Origin of the sequence: Pectobacterium artocarpous, assembly GCF_046159765.1 — a bacterium.
Classification (GTDB): Bacteria; Pseudomonadota; Gammaproteobacteria; order Enterobacterales; family Enterobacteriaceae; genus Pectobacterium.
Genome location: NZ_JBJXVK010000015.1, coordinates 18,091 through 32,162 on the forward strand (window position 1 = coordinate 18,091; position 14,072 = coordinate 32,162).

At 53.2% G+C, this 14,072-nt stretch carries 13 protein-coding genes and 1 other RNA gene; 6 read left to right on the top strand and 8 right to left on the bottom strand.

Features of this window, described 5'->3' with window-relative positions; all coding sequences use genetic code 11:
* Position 1: 1 nt before the first annotated feature.
* From ACKQAD_RS11145 to ACKQAD_RS11155, 3 genes are all read left to right on the top strand, one after another.
* Positions 2-853, top strand: coding sequence for a class II fructose-bisphosphate aldolase (locus ACKQAD_RS11145; RefSeq protein WP_409160228.1), 852 nt, complete (start codon positions 2-4; stop codon positions 851-853).
* Positions 854-942: 89 nt separating this feature from the next.
* Entirely contained in the window at positions 943-1,803 is an 861-nt protein-coding gene (locus ACKQAD_RS11150; protein WP_409160229.1) for a ketose-bisphosphate aldolase, read from the top strand.
* Between the two features lie 233 nt (positions 1,804-2,036).
* Positions 2,037-3,080: a CAP-Gly protein gene (locus ACKQAD_RS11155; RefSeq protein WP_409160230.1), complete on the top strand. Its 1,044-nt coding sequence runs from the start codon at positions 2,037-2,039 to the stop codon at positions 3,078-3,080.
* A 92-nt stretch (positions 3,081-3,172) separates the two neighbouring features.
* Here the strand turns inward: ACKQAD_RS11155 and parE are convergent, their stop codons facing one another.
* The 5 genes from parE to nudF all read right to left on the bottom strand — a co-directional run bounded on the left by parE (position 3,173) and on the right by nudF (position 7,743).
* A complete protein-coding gene (gene parE / locus ACKQAD_RS11160; RefSeq protein WP_409160231.1) occupies positions 3,173-5,068 on the bottom strand; it encodes a DNA topoisomerase IV subunit B in 1,896 nt (631 codons plus the stop codon).
* Between the two features lie 90 nt (positions 5,069-5,158).
* Complete coding sequence (gene yqiA / locus ACKQAD_RS11165) at positions 5,159-5,740, bottom strand: esterase YqiA (protein ID WP_409160232.1); 582 nt, start codon at positions 5,738-5,740, stop codon at positions 5,159-5,161.
* The gene (gene cpdA, locus ACKQAD_RS11170) at positions 5,740-6,567 is read right to left on the bottom strand and encodes a 3',5'-cyclic-AMP phosphodiesterase (RefSeq protein WP_409160233.1); all 828 of its coding nucleotides are present in this window, start codon (positions 6,565-6,567) and stop codon (positions 5,740-5,742) included. The genes yqiA and cpdA overlap by 1 nt, the downstream gene beginning before the upstream one ends.
* Positions 6,568-6,674: 107 nt before the next feature.
* Positions 6,675-7,106, bottom strand: coding sequence for a DUF1249 family protein (locus ACKQAD_RS11175; RefSeq protein WP_409160234.1), 432 nt, complete (start codon positions 7,104-7,106; stop codon positions 6,675-6,677).
* Positions 7,107-7,110: 4 nt separating this feature from the next.
* Positions 7,111-7,743, bottom strand: a complete 633-nt coding sequence (nudF, locus tag ACKQAD_RS11180; RefSeq protein WP_409160235.1) for an ADP-ribose diphosphatase — start codon at positions 7,741-7,743, stop codon at positions 7,111-7,113.
* Between the two features lie 336 nt (positions 7,744-8,079).
* Between nudF and tolC the strand changes: the two genes are divergently transcribed.
* The 3 genes from tolC (at position 8,080) to ACKQAD_RS11195 (ending at position 11,586) form a co-directional block, all read left to right on the top strand.
* The gene (tolC, locus tag ACKQAD_RS11185) at positions 8,080-9,474 is read left to right on the top strand and encodes an outer membrane channel protein TolC (protein ID WP_409160236.1); all 1,395 of its coding nucleotides are present in this window, start codon (positions 8,080-8,082) and stop codon (positions 9,472-9,474) included.
* Positions 9,475-9,739: 265 nt separating this feature from the next.
* On the top strand, positions 9,740-10,414 hold the full coding sequence (locus tag ACKQAD_RS11190; RefSeq protein ID WP_409160299.1) for a DUF1190 family protein: 675 nt from the start codon (positions 9,740-9,742) through the stop codon (positions 10,412-10,414).
* Positions 10,415-10,425: 11 nt separating this feature from the next.
* Positions 10,426-11,586, top strand: coding sequence for a glutathionylspermidine synthase family protein (locus tag ACKQAD_RS11195; RefSeq protein ID WP_409160237.1), 1,161 nt, complete (start codon positions 10,426-10,428; stop codon positions 11,584-11,586).
* A gap of 53 nt (positions 11,587-11,639) precedes the next feature.
* Here the strand turns inward: ACKQAD_RS11195 and ygiD are convergent, their stop codons facing one another.
* The 3 genes from ygiD to rsmI form a co-directional block, all read right to left on the bottom strand.
* Positions 11,640-12,428: a 4,5-DOPA-extradiol-dioxygenase gene (gene ygiD, locus ACKQAD_RS11200; protein WP_409160238.1), complete on the bottom strand. Its 789-nt coding sequence runs from the start codon at positions 12,426-12,428 to the stop codon at positions 11,640-11,642.
* A gap of 328 nt (positions 12,429-12,756) precedes the next feature.
* Positions 12,757-13,135, bottom strand: an RNA gene (rnpB, locus tag ACKQAD_RS11205) — RNase P RNA component class A.
* A 25-nt stretch (positions 13,136-13,160) separates the two neighbouring features.
* The gene (rsmI, locus tag ACKQAD_RS11210) at positions 13,161-14,048 is read right to left on the bottom strand and encodes a 16S rRNA (cytidine(1402)-2'-O)-methyltransferase (RefSeq protein ID WP_039354667.1); all 888 of its coding nucleotides are present in this window, start codon (positions 14,046-14,048) and stop codon (positions 13,161-13,163) included.
* Between the last annotated feature and the right edge of the window lie 24 nt (positions 14,049-14,072).

Genomic DNA, 14,072 nt, shown 5'->3' on the forward strand with positions numbered 1-14,072 from the left:
TATGTATGCTGCAATGAAAACCCTCATTGATGACGCGTATCAACGGCAGTACGCCGCACTCGCCATCAACTGTTTCAATCTGGAGACCGCCCGTGCGGCCATTGCCGCCGCCGAGCAACAGCGTGCGCCGCTGATTCTGAATGTGTATCAGGGTCACAGCGCGCACTTTCCGCCGCACCTGGCGGTGCCGCTGGTCACGGCACTGGCGGAACGGGCCGCCGTTCCGGTGGCGCTCAGTCTGGATCACGGGACGGCATTCAACCTGATCGGGCAGGCGTTCCGCGCCGGTTTTACCGGGTTGATGATCGATGCTTCCAGTCACCCACTGGCGGAAAACATCCTGCGCACACAGCAGGTGGTGACCATCGCCGCGACGGCGGGCGTCTGTGTGGAAGGCGAACTGGGACATATCGCCGACGCCCCCGTCTACGACCAAGAGGATGCCGCGGTGAAAATGACGCAGGTGGAAGACGTCATTCCCTTTATCCGCCAAACCGGTATCGACCTGCTCGCCGTGTCGGTCGGCACCGCCCACGGCCTCTACCCTGCCGGTGTGACGCCACGGATTGATTTTGAACGTCTTGAAGCGTTGCATCGCGAATCGACCGTGCCGCTGGCGCTGCACGGCGGCAGCGGTACCAAGGCCGATGATATTTGCCGCGTCAGCCGTCACGGCGTCGCCAAAATCAACGTTGGCGCCGCCGTTTTTGAGGCAGGAAAAACGGCATTACAGCAGTCGCTGCATCAGCACCCAACGATGGAATTGTCCGACCTGCTGGCGATGATGGAATCTGCCTGCCGAGACGTGGTCGCCGATTATCTCAGTTGGTCTGGCTCAGCCGACAAAGCCTGACTGTTCGCCATTTACCGACTTGCACCATCAGTGGTTTTCCACTGGTACGGGAACGCCTTGCCCTTTATCCGACACAGGAGATACATAAAATGTTGATTTCAATGAACAATATTCTTAAGCCCACACGTGAACATCGCTTCGCTATCGGCGCATTTAACGTGGCCGATAGCTGCTTTATCCGCGCCGTAGTGGAAGAAGCCGAAGCAACGAATACCCCGGCCATTATCTCTATCCACCCGAGCGAGCTGGAATTCGTGACCGATGAGTTCTTCGCCTATGTGCGAGAAAGAACGCTACGCAGCCCAGTGCCCTTTGTCATTCACCTCGATCATGGCGCATCGATCGCACATGTTCTGCGCGCCATTCAGTGCGGATTTACCTCCGTCATGATCGACGGCTCGCTGCTGCCTTATGAAGAGAACGTGGCGCTCACCCGCGAAGTCGTGAACCTGGCGCATGCCGTGGGTGTTTCCGTGGAAGGAGAATTAGGTACGATTGGTGATACCGGAACTACGATAGAAGGCGGCGTCAGCAAAGTGATCTATACCGACCCCGAGCAGGCGGAAGATTTCGTCAACCGGACGGGCGTTGATACGTTAGCCGTCGCCATCGGCACTGCACACGGTATCTACCCTAAAGACCTGAAGCCAGAGCTGCAAATGCATATCCTACGGGATATCTCGCAGCGGGTATCGATCCCACTTGTCCTGCACGGTGGTTCAGCAAACCCGGACGCCGAGATTGCTGAAGCCGTGACGCTGGGCGTGGGCAAAATCAACATCTCCAGCGATATGAAGTTCGCCTACTTCCAAAAAGCGCGGGAAATACTCAGCCGCGAAACGTGGTGGGATCCTAATGCCATCTATCCAGAACCCATTAACGCGGCAAAAGCAGTGATTCGCTATAAAATGGCGCTCTTCGGCTCAACGGGAAAGGCCAGTTTATATTGATAGAGCGGTACGTCAGGCGGGTATCCTCCGTCACCTGCCTGACACCCTAACGCCTTTTCACAAAAACAATACATTAATAATGGAAATCAATCTCTACTTGGTAGTATCAGTAACGCCAGAAAAACAAACAATGCCTATTTCCCAACCCCGTCTATACTTTAATTTCTCTAATTAAAAAACATTCCAGTGTCAGGCACCAACGACATGAAATAGTAGACAAAAATGGGGATTTTATGAGCACAACAACTGAACTATACGAATCAAAGAAGATCTCATGGGGCAGTATCATCGCCGGCGTTGTCACCGTGTTAGCCATTTCTCTGCTGCTTTCTACATTGGGCACAAGCTTTGGCCTGACCATTGTCGATCCGCTATCGGATGAACCCGTTAGCGGCGTTGGCACCACGGTTCTGGTGTGGTCGTCTTTATCCATCATCATCAGCTTAACTGCGGGCGCATTTATTGCGGGGAGGCTGGCCGCGATTGATGGCGTTATTCACGGTTTTTTAGTGTGGGCAACCACGTTACTCGTTGCCGCCGTTCTAGGGGGGATGCTGATCGGGGGAACACTGAAAGCAACAGGGAGCGCATTAGGTTCCGTCGCTTCCGCGACAGGCAGTGCCCTATCCGGCGCAGGCTCGGTCGTGGGGGGGAGCATTCAAGGTCTGGCGAATCTCGGTTCTCAGGCATTCGATAACATCGAACTGGATTCTTCATTACAACCGGAAGAAATCACTCAGGAAGTGGACAACGCTCTGCGCAAAAGCGATATCGACTCCCTGCACCCGGACTATATGAAACAGCAGTTGGAGGGCGCTAAAAAAGACATTAGCGCAGCAGTCAAGGCCATCGCCGTGAACGGCGAAGACAGTGAAAAGGTGATTCAGGATCTTCTGGCTAAACTGAAAAAACGTGGGGAAGCGTTAACTCAGGATGTCGATCGTGACAGTCTGACCAAAACGCTGGCAGATAACACCAGCCTGTCACAGGAAGAGGTGAATAAAACGGTCGATAACCTGATTGCCGCAAAAAACAAAACCGCTGAATTGGTGAATACCCGTTTGCAGGATGCCGAAGCGAGTATCGAGCAGGCAAAACAGCAGTATGAAGCGCTGAAACAGAAAGCGCGTGAACAAGCCGCCGAAGCCGCCGCTGCGGGTGCGAAAGCCGCGCTGTGGTCCTTCTTTGCATTGTTAATTGGTGCCATCATCAGCCTGTTCTCTGGCCTGTGGGGGGTGAAAACTAGCGCACGCTATCGCCACACCGCACAGGTATAGGGATGAACACCGTGTAATATTGTTCGTCACAAGGCAATAAAAAACGGCCACGAAGATAACCTCGTGGCCGTTTTATCTGTATAGACCTGGCGTTAAACTTCGATCTCTGCCTTGTCGCCTTTCTCTTGTAGCCAGTTGCGGCGATCTTCCGAGCGTTTCTTCGCCAGCAGCATATCCATCATCGCCATCGTCTGATCGATGTCGTCTTCTTTGATGGTCAACTGCACCAAACGGCGCGTGTTCGGATCCAGCGTGGTTTCACGCAGCTGTAGCGGGTTCATTTCGCCCAGACCTTTAAAGCGTTGTACGTTCGGCTTGCCTTTCTTGCGCTTGAGCTGTTCCAGCACGCCCGTTTTTTCCTCTTCGTCCAGCGCATAGTACACCTCTTTGCCCAGATCGATGCGATATAACGGCGGCATCGCGACATACACGTGCCCACCCTGAACCAGCGCCCGGAAATGGCGGACAAACAGCGCACACAGTAGCGTCGCGATATGCAGGCCATCAGAGTCCGCATCCGCCAGAATACAGATCTTACCGTAACGCAGTTGGCTGAGATCGTCGCTGTCAGGATCGATGCCGATCGCCACCGAAATATCGTGCACTTCCTGCGAAGCCAGCACTTCATCGGAGGACACTTCCCAGGTATTCAGGATCTTCCCTTTCAGCGGCATGATCGCCTGGAATTCACGCTCGCGCGCCTGCTTCGCCGATCCGCCCGCCGAGTCCCCTTCCACCAGAAACAGCTCCGTTCGGCTGAGATCCTGCGAGGTACAATCGGCCAGTTTTCCCGGCAGCGCCGGCCCGCTGGTCAGCTTTTTACGCACTACTTTCTTGGCGGCGCGCATACGGCGCTGCGCGCTGGAAATCGCAAGCTCGGCTAACTGCTCCGCAGCTTGCACGTTCTGGTTCAGCCACAGGCTGAACGCGTCTTTCACGACCCCGGACACAAACGCGGCGCACTGACGGGAAGAAAGACGCTCTTTGGTCTGTCCGGCAAACTGTGGTTCCTGCATTTTGACCGACAGCACGTAAGCACAGCGTTCCCAGATATCGTCTGCGCTCAACTTCACACCGCGCGGCAGAATATTACGGAATTCGCAAAATTCACGCATCGCATCCAGCAGCCCCTGACGCAGGCCGTTAACGTGTGTCCCGCCCATTGGCGTTGGAATAAGGTTAACGTAGCTTTCCGTCAGCAGTTCACCGCCTTCCGGCAGCCAGAGCAGCGCCCAGTCAACGGCTTCGGTATCGCCAGTAATCGACCCCAGAAACGGTTTTTCCGGCAGCGTGATCAGGCCATCCACCGACTCGCACAGGTAGTCATTCAGGCCATCCTGATAGCACCAGCGCTGCTCGGTGTTGTTAACTTTGTCTTTAAAGATGATTTCCACACCGGGGCATAAGACCGCTTTAGCCTTCAGCAGGTGCGTCAAACGGGAAATGGAAAAGCGAGCGCTGTCGAAGAACGTCTCATCCGGCCAGAAATGCACGCGAGTCCCGGTGTTACGACGCCCGCAGGTGCCTGTTACGGTGAGCTCCTGCACTTTATCGCCGTTTGCAAACGCGATGTCATACACCTGACCGTCGCGCTTAACGGTGACTTCAACCCGGGTAGACAGCGCGTTCACCACGGAAATCCCTACGCCGTGCAAGCCGCCCGAGAATTGGTAGTTTTTACCGGAAAATTTACCGCCTGCGTGCAGACGGCACAGAATCAGCTCAACGGCAGGCACCCCCTCTTCCGGGTGAATATCCACCGGCATCCCACGGCCGTCGTCAATCACTTCCAGCGACTGATCGGCGTGCAGAATCACATCAATACGGCGCGCATGACCCGCCAGCGCTTCATCAACACTGTTATCTATGACCTCTTGCCCCAGATGGTTAGGACGCGTGGTATCGGTGTACATTCCCGGACGACGGCGCACCGGTTCCAGTCCGCTGAGTACTTCAATCGCATCAGCGTTATAACTTGATTGAGCCATAGTTTGCGTTAATTCTTTGAGTTCAGTGAATGGGGTTTACGAACCGCGCCTTCGCGAGTCGTTTTCAATCCATAATATATAGGTGGCGATTCAGTCTGTCGTGAGCCCTAAGAAATTCACAATCGGCGTGAAAAAGTGCTCAAATCCGACAAAGGCATGATTGCCCCCTGACTCCACAGTTTGACGGCAGGCCGTGTAATACGCGACTGCCTGACGATAATCCAGAACCTCATCCCCCGTCTGCAACAGCAACCAGAGCAAATCCGGCGATTCCAGTCGGTCAACCTGCATGACCTTCAGATCGTACACGTGCCGAGACTCTAGCACATATTGTTCACCGGTGTAGGGGTTCTGATATTCGCCCAGATGGTCTAGCAACAGTTCAAACGGCCTCACCGCAGGATTCACCACCACGGCAGGCAACATAAAGCACTGAGATAACCAGGTGGCATAATAACCACCGAGGGAAGAGCCAACAATACCCACTGGACGACCGGCCCGCTCCATAATCAACGATTCCATCATCTCAGCCGCCTCCGCCGGATAAGGCGGGAGCTGTGGAATCACCATGTCAATCTCAGGATGCTGCACCGCCAGCCATGCTTTCAGCGCCGTCGCTTTCGCCGACTGTGGCGTACTGTTGAAGCCGTGCAGATAAAGAAGCGTGGGCATTAGTAACCGTCCGAATCCATGTCAGGCAGGAATTCGCTACCCGACAGACGATAAACCTCCGTCTCCAGACGACCATCCGGCAGCAGATCCAGATAGCGCCATCCCGGCGCGACGTCATCAATCGTGAAGTTGGTGCAGTGCGGTTTAAACTGCACGCAGGTCGACGGCGTCGCCAGCAAACGGCGGCCATGCCAGTCGAAATCCATCTCCTGATGAATATGCCCACACAACACGGTGTTCACCTGAGGATAACGATCCAGCACCGCAGACAGGCTATGCGCGTTACGCAGGCTGTGTTGATCGAGCCAGGTACAGCCTGAAGGATGTGGATGATGATGCAGCAGTAGCAGCGTAAAACGATCGGGCTGACTTTTCAGGCTTCGTTCCAGCCATTCAAGCTGGTATTCACTCAGCTCGCCATGCGGGACACCAAATACCTGGCTATCCAACAGAATAATCTGCCACTTGTCGCCCAACAGCACATGCTTGGACGGCGCAATACCAGCCTCAGCCAGCGCATCAACCATCGCCGGCTGGAAATCGTGGTTGCCCGGAAGCCATACGCAAGGTGCAGGGATCTGCGCAATGCCGCGCGAGAAATGATGATAGGCCTCCAGCGTGTGATCCTGCGCCAAATCGCCCGTTGCTACGATTAAATCAAACGCATCCTGCCGAGCCTGAATGGCATTCAGCACCGCGTGATAGCTACGATAGGTGTTGATACCCAGCAAGGTTTCATGCTCGCCCGCAAAAAGGTGGGTATCCGTTATTTGTAAAATTCTGACTCTGGCACCACTCGCCACAGGCAGTGTCAACAGGCTTTCCAAATGGTGTCCTTGGTTACGTAAATCTGTCTCTACCCGTCATCTCTCAACTTGCAGAATACGCTAGCTTCCCTTGATGGCACGACTGTCGCCGTCCTGCGCCTTGAAATCTATTGGGTATCAAAAACCGGTATCGACATCGAACCATACGCCAAACAATATTTTAACCAATCAGCAAGAAACTGATTAATTTGATGCTTTTCGTCACGCTGGTGTAACTTCTTATTAGGATAATCATAACGTGCTTTGAAACGAAAGATCTGCTGGCTGGCACACACTTCCGCAACCAACGCATCATGATACAACCTAACACTCATCATTGGCAGGCTCCAATAGCTGACTGTGGGCGCTGTCTGCTTAATTTCTACCAATGAGGTATAGCGAGTTGACTCAAGAATCGTCAGTTGATAGACCGCATTATTGACGTGATAAACCGCGATTTCACCGACTCCATCAATTTTTGGCAACAAACGCCGTAATTGCATGAAGTTGGTTTCACATAGCCTCATCATGGCCGGGAAATCCGGAGTATAACGTTTCATAAATTCAATCCACCCACGCGCGTTTCAGTTCTTCATGGTGCAACGCCAACCATTGCAAGGCAATGACAGACGCGGCGTTATCAACGATGCCTGCTTCAACCCATTGATAACTTTGTTCACGGCTTATCACATGTACGCGAATATCTTCATTCTCTTCCGCCAGGCCATGAATGCCTTTCGCCGTTCGCGTATCGACTTCGCCCACCATCACCGCCAGACGTTCGCTGGTGCCGCCGGGGCTGGCGAGATAGTTGATTATCGGTCGACAACGGCCAACCCTTAACCCGGCTTCTTCCTGTGCTTCGCGCCGTGCCACCTCTTCGTGGCTTTCTCCTGGTTCAATCATGCCAGCCACCAGCTCAAACAGCCAGGGGGACGCGCTGGTGTCGTAGGCAGCAATGCGAATCTGTTCGATTAATACCACTTCATCACGCACCGGATCGTAAGGCAATAGCACAACAGCGTGGCCACGTTCCAGGATCTCACGGCTGACTTCACCACTCATCCCACCATTAAATAGCCGATGGCGGAATCGGTAACGCTCCAGCGAAAAAAAACCGTCGTACAGCGTTTCGCGTGCAATAATTTCTACATCATCTTTGGTGAAAGTAACCGGACCGGATACGGAAGACGCCATGGCTGCACTCCTGTAACAAGTATTAATGGAATCCGGTATTGTATGGCGGAATCCGCTGTCATTATACTCATCATTGTTTTTGAACGTTTATTAGGCGTGACGTCGGTGAAGTGGGGATTCCCATCCATCGCATCACTTTTCGGTACCATACTGAACAGCAAAACGCGTCGCACTGAATCATCCAACGGGTCAATTAACCTGATCATTTGGACATATTCCGCTGAAAGATGGCACGTTCAGCTACCTTATCCTATTGGCAGATTCTGATAGAATCGACAATTATTCGTCTACAGCCAGCGCTACCATCGCGAGATTGCTGCACAACAAGGAATGCAAATGAAGAAATTGCTCCCTCTTCTTATTGGTCTAAGCCTGGGCGGTTTTAGCGCCATGAGTCAAGCGGAAAACCTGTTACAGGTCTATCAACAGGCAAAAAGCACCAACCCTGATTTACGCAGCTCTGCGGCAACCCGTGATGCCGCGTTTGAAAAAATCAACGAATCACGCAGCCCGTTACTACCACAATTGGGTATCAACGCGGGTTATACCTATAACAAGGGTTACCGTGACAGCAATGGCGTTAACAGCAACGAGAAAAGCGCAGCATTGCAGTTAACCCAGACGCTATTCGACATGTCCAAATGGCGTGCGCTGACGTTACAGGAAAAACAAGCCGGTATTGAAGACGTCACCTATCAGACCGCCCAGCAAAACCTGATGCTGAACACCGCGACCGCCTACTTCAACGTGTTGCGCGCTATTGACTCTCTGTCCTACATCAATGCACAGAAGCAGGCGATTTATCGCCAGTTGGACCAAACAACACAGCGCTTTAACGTGGGTCTGGTTGCTATTACCGACGTCCAGAATGCCCGTGCGCAGTATGACAGCGTGCTGGCCAATGAAGTGTCAACCCGTAATACGCTGGATAACGCGCTGGAATCACTACGTCAGATTACTGGCAACTTCTACCCACAGTTGGCGGGTTTAAACATCGAACGTTTCTCTACCCAGAAACCTGAATCGATTAGCAACCTGCTGAAAGAAGCTGAAAATCGAAACCTTAACCTGTTGTCCGCACGTTTAAGCCAGGACTTGGCTCGTGAACAGATTCGCTCCGCCGAAACCGGCTATATGCCAACGTTGGATCTTACGGCCTCAACGGGTGTAAGCGATACGCGCTACTCGGGTTCAAAAACACAGAACAGCAACTCGTTTAATGACTCAGATGCAGGTCAGCACACAGTGGGCATCAACTTCACTCTGCCGCTCTACAGCGGTGGTGCCACCAATTCTCAGGTCAAACAGGCACAGCACAGCTACGTTAGCGCGAGTGAATTGCTGGAAAGCGCACACCGTTCTGTCATCCAGACGGTACGTTCATCGTTTAACAATATTTCTTCGTCTATCAGCAGTATCAAAGCTTACAAACAGGCGGAAGTGTCTGCACAAAGCTCTCTGGATGCAATGGAAGCGGGTTATCAGGTAGGTACGCGTACCATCGTTGACGTACTGGATGCCACTACCACGTTGTATGACGCCAAACAGCAGCTCTCCAGCGCACGTTATGATTACCTGATTAATCAGTTAAACCTTAAATCCGCGCAGGGTACGTTGAATGAAAATGATCTGCAGGCGCTGAATGCATCACTGGGTCAGCAGGTATCCACCACGCCGACCGTAACGGACAACAGCGCTCCCCTAGCAAACACCGCCTCGGCACAGCGTTAATCAGCGAGCAGCTTTATTGATACAGGGGGAACAACCGTTCCCCTTTTTCATCTCTGCACTTTTCCAACAGAATCTGGCAGCAGTATCAGAACGCAGGAGCCGACTTCTTTCACTATAAAGCGAAACATTGCACGACTTAATGTATAGCAACGTAAAGACCCCTTCTGTTACGCCTATTGCCGCTTTAAATTCAGGCAGCCTTCCCCTATTCTTAGGCACACTTATTGGTCCATTGGCCGTGATGCTTTGCTCTGGGATAAACATGATGAAACGTACAAAAAATATTAATCAGGAAATGTTCCGCAAGGAATGGCGAACACACCGTCTGGCACCTGTTGCGTTGGCCGTCAGTGCCGTATTTTTCCTCGCTGGCTGTGAACAAACCGATGAAACCGTCTCTCTCTATCAGAATGCGGATGACTGTTCAGCGGCCAACCCTTCTATGAGCGCACAGTGCACCACCGCGTACAATAATGCGTTAAAAGAAGCAGAAAAAACGGCACCAAAATACGCAACAAAAGAAGACTGCGTAGCGGAATTCGGCGAAGCGCAGTGTACCCAAACGCCTGCGCCAGCACAGGCTGGTACAGCAGCAGAATCACAGCAGGGCGGCGGGATGTCCTGGATGCCATTGATGGCCGGCTACATGATGGGTCGCATGATGGGTGGCGGTGCCGGTTTCGCACAGCAGCCGTTGTTCAGCCCCAAAACGCCAGCCAGCCCGGCCAACGGCCAGTTCGTTGATGCCACAGGCAAGAACTACGGTAACGCGACAACAGGCCGCACCATGACCGTACCAAAAACCGCACTGGCACCGAAACCCGCCACCACCTCTACCATCACACGCGGTGGCTTTGGTGAAACCGTGGCAAAACAAAACAGCATGCAGCGCAGCAGCGCTAGCTCAAGTTCCAGCGCTTCCCGTAGCATGGGCGGCTGAGGACGTATTGAATGAAGCGGATAGATATTACAGCGCGTCCTGACTGGCAGGAAAAAGCCACTGAATTTGGTTTTCGTTTCCACACCATGTACGGCGAGCCCTACTGGAGCGAAGAGGCTTATTACCAGTTCACTCTGACTCAGATCGAAGAATTGGAGGAAACCACGGCAGAGCTGCACCAGATGTGCCTGCAAGTGGTGGAGAAAGTCATCAAGAGCGACGCGCTGCTCGCTAAATTCCGTATTCCCAAACACACCTGGGAATTCGTCAGACACTCATGGCGCACCAATCAGCCTTCGCTGTATTCACGCCTCGATCTGGCGTATGACGGTAAATCTCCCGCCAAGTTGCTGGAAAACAATGCGGATACACCAACGTCATTGTACGAGGCCGCTTTTTTCCAATGGCTATGGCTGGAAGACCAAATCAACGCCGGGAATCTGCCGCAGAATTCTGACCAGTACAACAGCATTCAGGAAAAGCTGATCGAACGCTTTGAAGATCTGAAGCTGAATCACGGCTTTGGCTTGCTGCATTTCGCCTGCTGTCAGGATACGGAAGAAGATCGCGGTACGGTACAATACCTACAGGATTGCGCGCTGGAAGCAGGTCTGCCGAGCGAGTTTCTGTACATTGAAGAAATCGGCCTCGGAGAGAAAGGTCAGTTTACCGATCCTGCAAATCAGGTGATTAGTAATCTGTTCAAGCTGTATCCGTGGGAGTTTATGCTGCGCGAGATGTTTTCCACCAAGCTGGAAGATGCTGGCGTGCGCTGGCTGGAACCGGCCTGGAAAAGCATCATCTCCAATAAAGCATTGCTGCCAATGCTGTGGGAAATGTTCCCGAACCATCCCAACCTGCTTCCTGCCTATTTCGCAGAAGATGAACATCCCCAGTTGGACAGCTACGTCATCAAGCCGCTGTTTTCACGCGAAGGGGCGAACATCCAAATTATCGAGAACGGCAAAGAGATTGCGTCAGCCGACGGCCCTTATGGCGAAGAAGGCATGATCGTCCAGCAATATCACCCACTGCCAAAATTCGGCGACAGCTACACGCTGATTGGTAGCTGGCTGGTGAACGATCAACCTTGTGGTATTGGCGTACGTGAAGACCGCGCGCTGATCACACAGGATCTCTCACGTTTCTATCCACATACCATTCTGGATTAAGCAGCAAATTGACAGTTAGGCACGGTGAGAACCGTGCCTTTTCATATGGACGCTTAGCCGCCCACTTGCACCGACAGCATACTCAACGATCCCATTTCGAGCCCATCGACTGGAATACTCATCGGTTCTTTGCCGTCCCAGCTTCCCAGCACATAAAGCAGCGGGAAATAGTGATCGGGCGTCGGGTTGGATAATGCGGCACCTTCATGCTGCATGAAATTAACCAGCGGATGGTCGTCGCCCTGATAAGTCAGGTTATCATACACAAATTGACTGAACGAGACAGCCCACGGATACGGCTCCGCGTCACCATCCCATTTCATCATCCGCAGGTTATGCACGACGTTGCCGCTGGCTACAATCATGAAGCCTTCATCACGCAGTGCCGCCAGCTTGCGTCCTAGTTCGTAGTGATACGCAGCAGGCTGCGTGCCATCCACGCTCAGTTGCACAACGGGAATATCCGCATCGGGATACATCTTGATCAGCACGCCCCAGGAACCATGATCCAAACCCCATTGGCTTTTATCGGCGATCACGGGATACGGCGCCAGAATCTGCTGGATTCTTGCGGCCAATTCAGGCGAACCGGGTGCCGGATACTGGGTATCAAACAGCGCCTGCGGGAAACCGCCAAAATCATGGATAGTGCGCGGGTTTTCCATCGCCGTCACAGCAGTACCACGGGTATACCAGTGGGCGGAAACGGCGATAATCGCCTTCGGACGCGGCAGCGTCTCGCCAAGCGTTTGCCACGCTTGCGTATACACATTGTTTTCCAACACGTTCATCGGGCTACCGTGGCCGATGAACAGTGCAGGCATCCGGGAAGTGTTGTTCATAGTCATATCCTCTGAAAGATGTCAGTGAGCGTGCCAGCCGCACGCGATGGCCTTACTTTACGCGCTTTATGACACAGAAAAAGTCAGAGTTATGTGATGAAGAACATCAATTAATTTGAAAGGCATTACATGCCAGCACTTTCATAAAAAGCGTCGTGGACAGTCATTCATCATGCCTGCCCCATAAAAGCAAAACCCCGCCGAAGCGGAGTTTCATGATGAAAGGAGTTGACCGTTAAGCCGCTTTCTTTCATAAAAAGCGTCGTGGACAGTCATTCATCTTGCCTGCTCCATAAAGCAAAACCCCGCCGAAGCGGGGTTTTATGATGAAGGGAGTTGACCGTTAAGCCGGGTTCTGTCGTGGACAGTCATTCATCTAGGCCAGCAATCACTCACTGGCTCAAGCAGCCTACCCGGGTTCAGTACGGGCCGTACCATGTGAACCCCTATTTGGCCTTGCTCCGGGTGGAGTTTACCGTGCCACGAACTGTTGCCAGTCGCGCGGTGCGCTCTTACCGCACCCTTTCACCCTTACCTGATCCCACTTACGTGGGCCATCGGCGGTTTGCTCTCTGTTGCACTAGTCGTAGGCTTGCGCCTCCCAGGCGTTACCTGGCACCCTGCCCTGTGGAGCCCGGACTTTCCTCCCCTCCACCTGTCTCCCCCGAAAGGGACGGCAGTGAAGCGGCGACTGTCTGGTCAACTCCGGCGCGGATAATAGGGTAAATTGCCCTACTTGTCATCCCCCGATTCACCACTATCGCCTTCTTGCTCCAGCCCGTAGCGGTATAGCGCGTTTTTCTTCACGCCGTGAATTTCAGCCGCCAGCGCAGCCGCTTTCTTCAGCGGCAGCTCGGCACGCAATAGCGCCAGCGTGCGCAACGCTTCTGCCGACAACGCACTGTCATCAACCTGATGCCCTTCCACAATCAGCACCATTTCCCCTTTGCGGCGGTTCTCATCTTCTTTCACCCAGGCCAGCAGTTCTCCCACAGGCGCGCCGTGAATAGACTCCCAGGTTTTGGTGATTTCACGCGCTAATACCACATAGCGCTCGGCTCCCAACACCTCGCTGATATCCTGTAGGCTGTCCAAAAGACGATGTGTGGATTCGTAGAAAATCAGCGTACGGGTTTCTTCCCCTAGCTCACGCAACTTATCCTTACGCCCTTTCGTTTTGGCGGGCAGGAAACCTTCATAGCAAAAACGGTCAGACGCTAGGCCGGACGCGGAGAGCGCCGCGATCGCCGCGCAGGCACCCGGCAGCGGCACCACGCGAACACCCGCTTCACGGCAGCGTCGAACCAAATGGTAGCCGGGGTCGTTAATCAGCGGCGTGCCCGCATCGGAAACCAGCGCGATGCTTTGTCCTGACTGCAATTTAGCCAGCAACACATCCGCTTTTTGTTGTTCGTTGTGGTCGTGTAATGCGAACAGTCGCGCATTAATCGCAAAATGTTGTAACAGCAGACCGGTATGGCGGGTATCCTCTGCGGCGATCAGATCAACGCTCGCCAATACCGCCAGCGCACGCTGCGTGATGTCGCCCAGATTGCCGATTGGCGTGGGGACAATGTAGAGGGTAGATGCAGAAATGTCTGCTTGTTGGTCTTGATTCATTGTTTCATCCGGGTTGCCGATTTA

Excerpts from the sequence above, each read along its gene's own strand:
- rsmI (WP_039354667.1), bottom strand. The coding sequence starts at position 14,048 with ATGAATCAAGACCAACAAGCAGACATTTCTGCATCTACCCTCTACATT.
- yqiA (WP_409160232.1), bottom strand. The coding sequence starts at position 5,740 with ATGCCCACGCTTCTTTATCTGCACGGCTTCAACAGTACGCCACAGTCG.
- ACKQAD_RS11145 (WP_409160228.1), top strand. The coding sequence starts at position 2 with ATGTATGCTGCAATGAAAACCCTCATTGATGACGCGTATCAACGGCAG.
- nudF (WP_409160235.1), bottom strand. The coding sequence starts at position 7,743 with ATGGCGTCTTCCGTATCCGGTCCGGTTACTTTCACCAAAGATGATGTA.
- ACKQAD_RS11190 (WP_409160299.1), top strand. The coding sequence starts at position 9,740 with ATGAAACGTACAAAAAATATTAATCAGGAAATGTTCCGCAAGGAATGG.
- ACKQAD_RS11150 (WP_409160229.1), top strand. The coding sequence starts at position 943 with ATGTTGATTTCAATGAACAATATTCTTAAGCCCACACGTGAACATCGC.
- ACKQAD_RS11195 (WP_409160237.1), top strand. The coding sequence starts at position 10,426 with ATGAAGCGGATAGATATTACAGCGCGTCCTGACTGGCAGGAAAAAGCC.
- ACKQAD_RS11175 (WP_409160234.1), bottom strand. The coding sequence starts at position 7,106 with ATGAAACGTTATACTCCGGATTTCCCGGCCATGATGAGGCTATGTGAA.
- parE (WP_409160231.1), bottom strand. The coding sequence starts at position 5,068 with ATGGCTCAATCAAGTTATAACGCTGATGCGATTGAAGTACTCAGCGGA.
- tolC (WP_409160236.1), top strand. The coding sequence starts at position 8,080 with ATGAAGAAATTGCTCCCTCTTCTTATTGGTCTAAGCCTGGGCGGTTTT.
- ygiD (WP_409160238.1), bottom strand. The coding sequence starts at position 12,428 with ATGAACAACACTTCCCGGATGCCTGCACTGTTCATCGGCCACGGTAGC.
- ACKQAD_RS11155 (WP_409160230.1), top strand. The coding sequence starts at position 2,037 with ATGAGCACAACAACTGAACTATACGAATCAAAGAAGATCTCATGGGGC.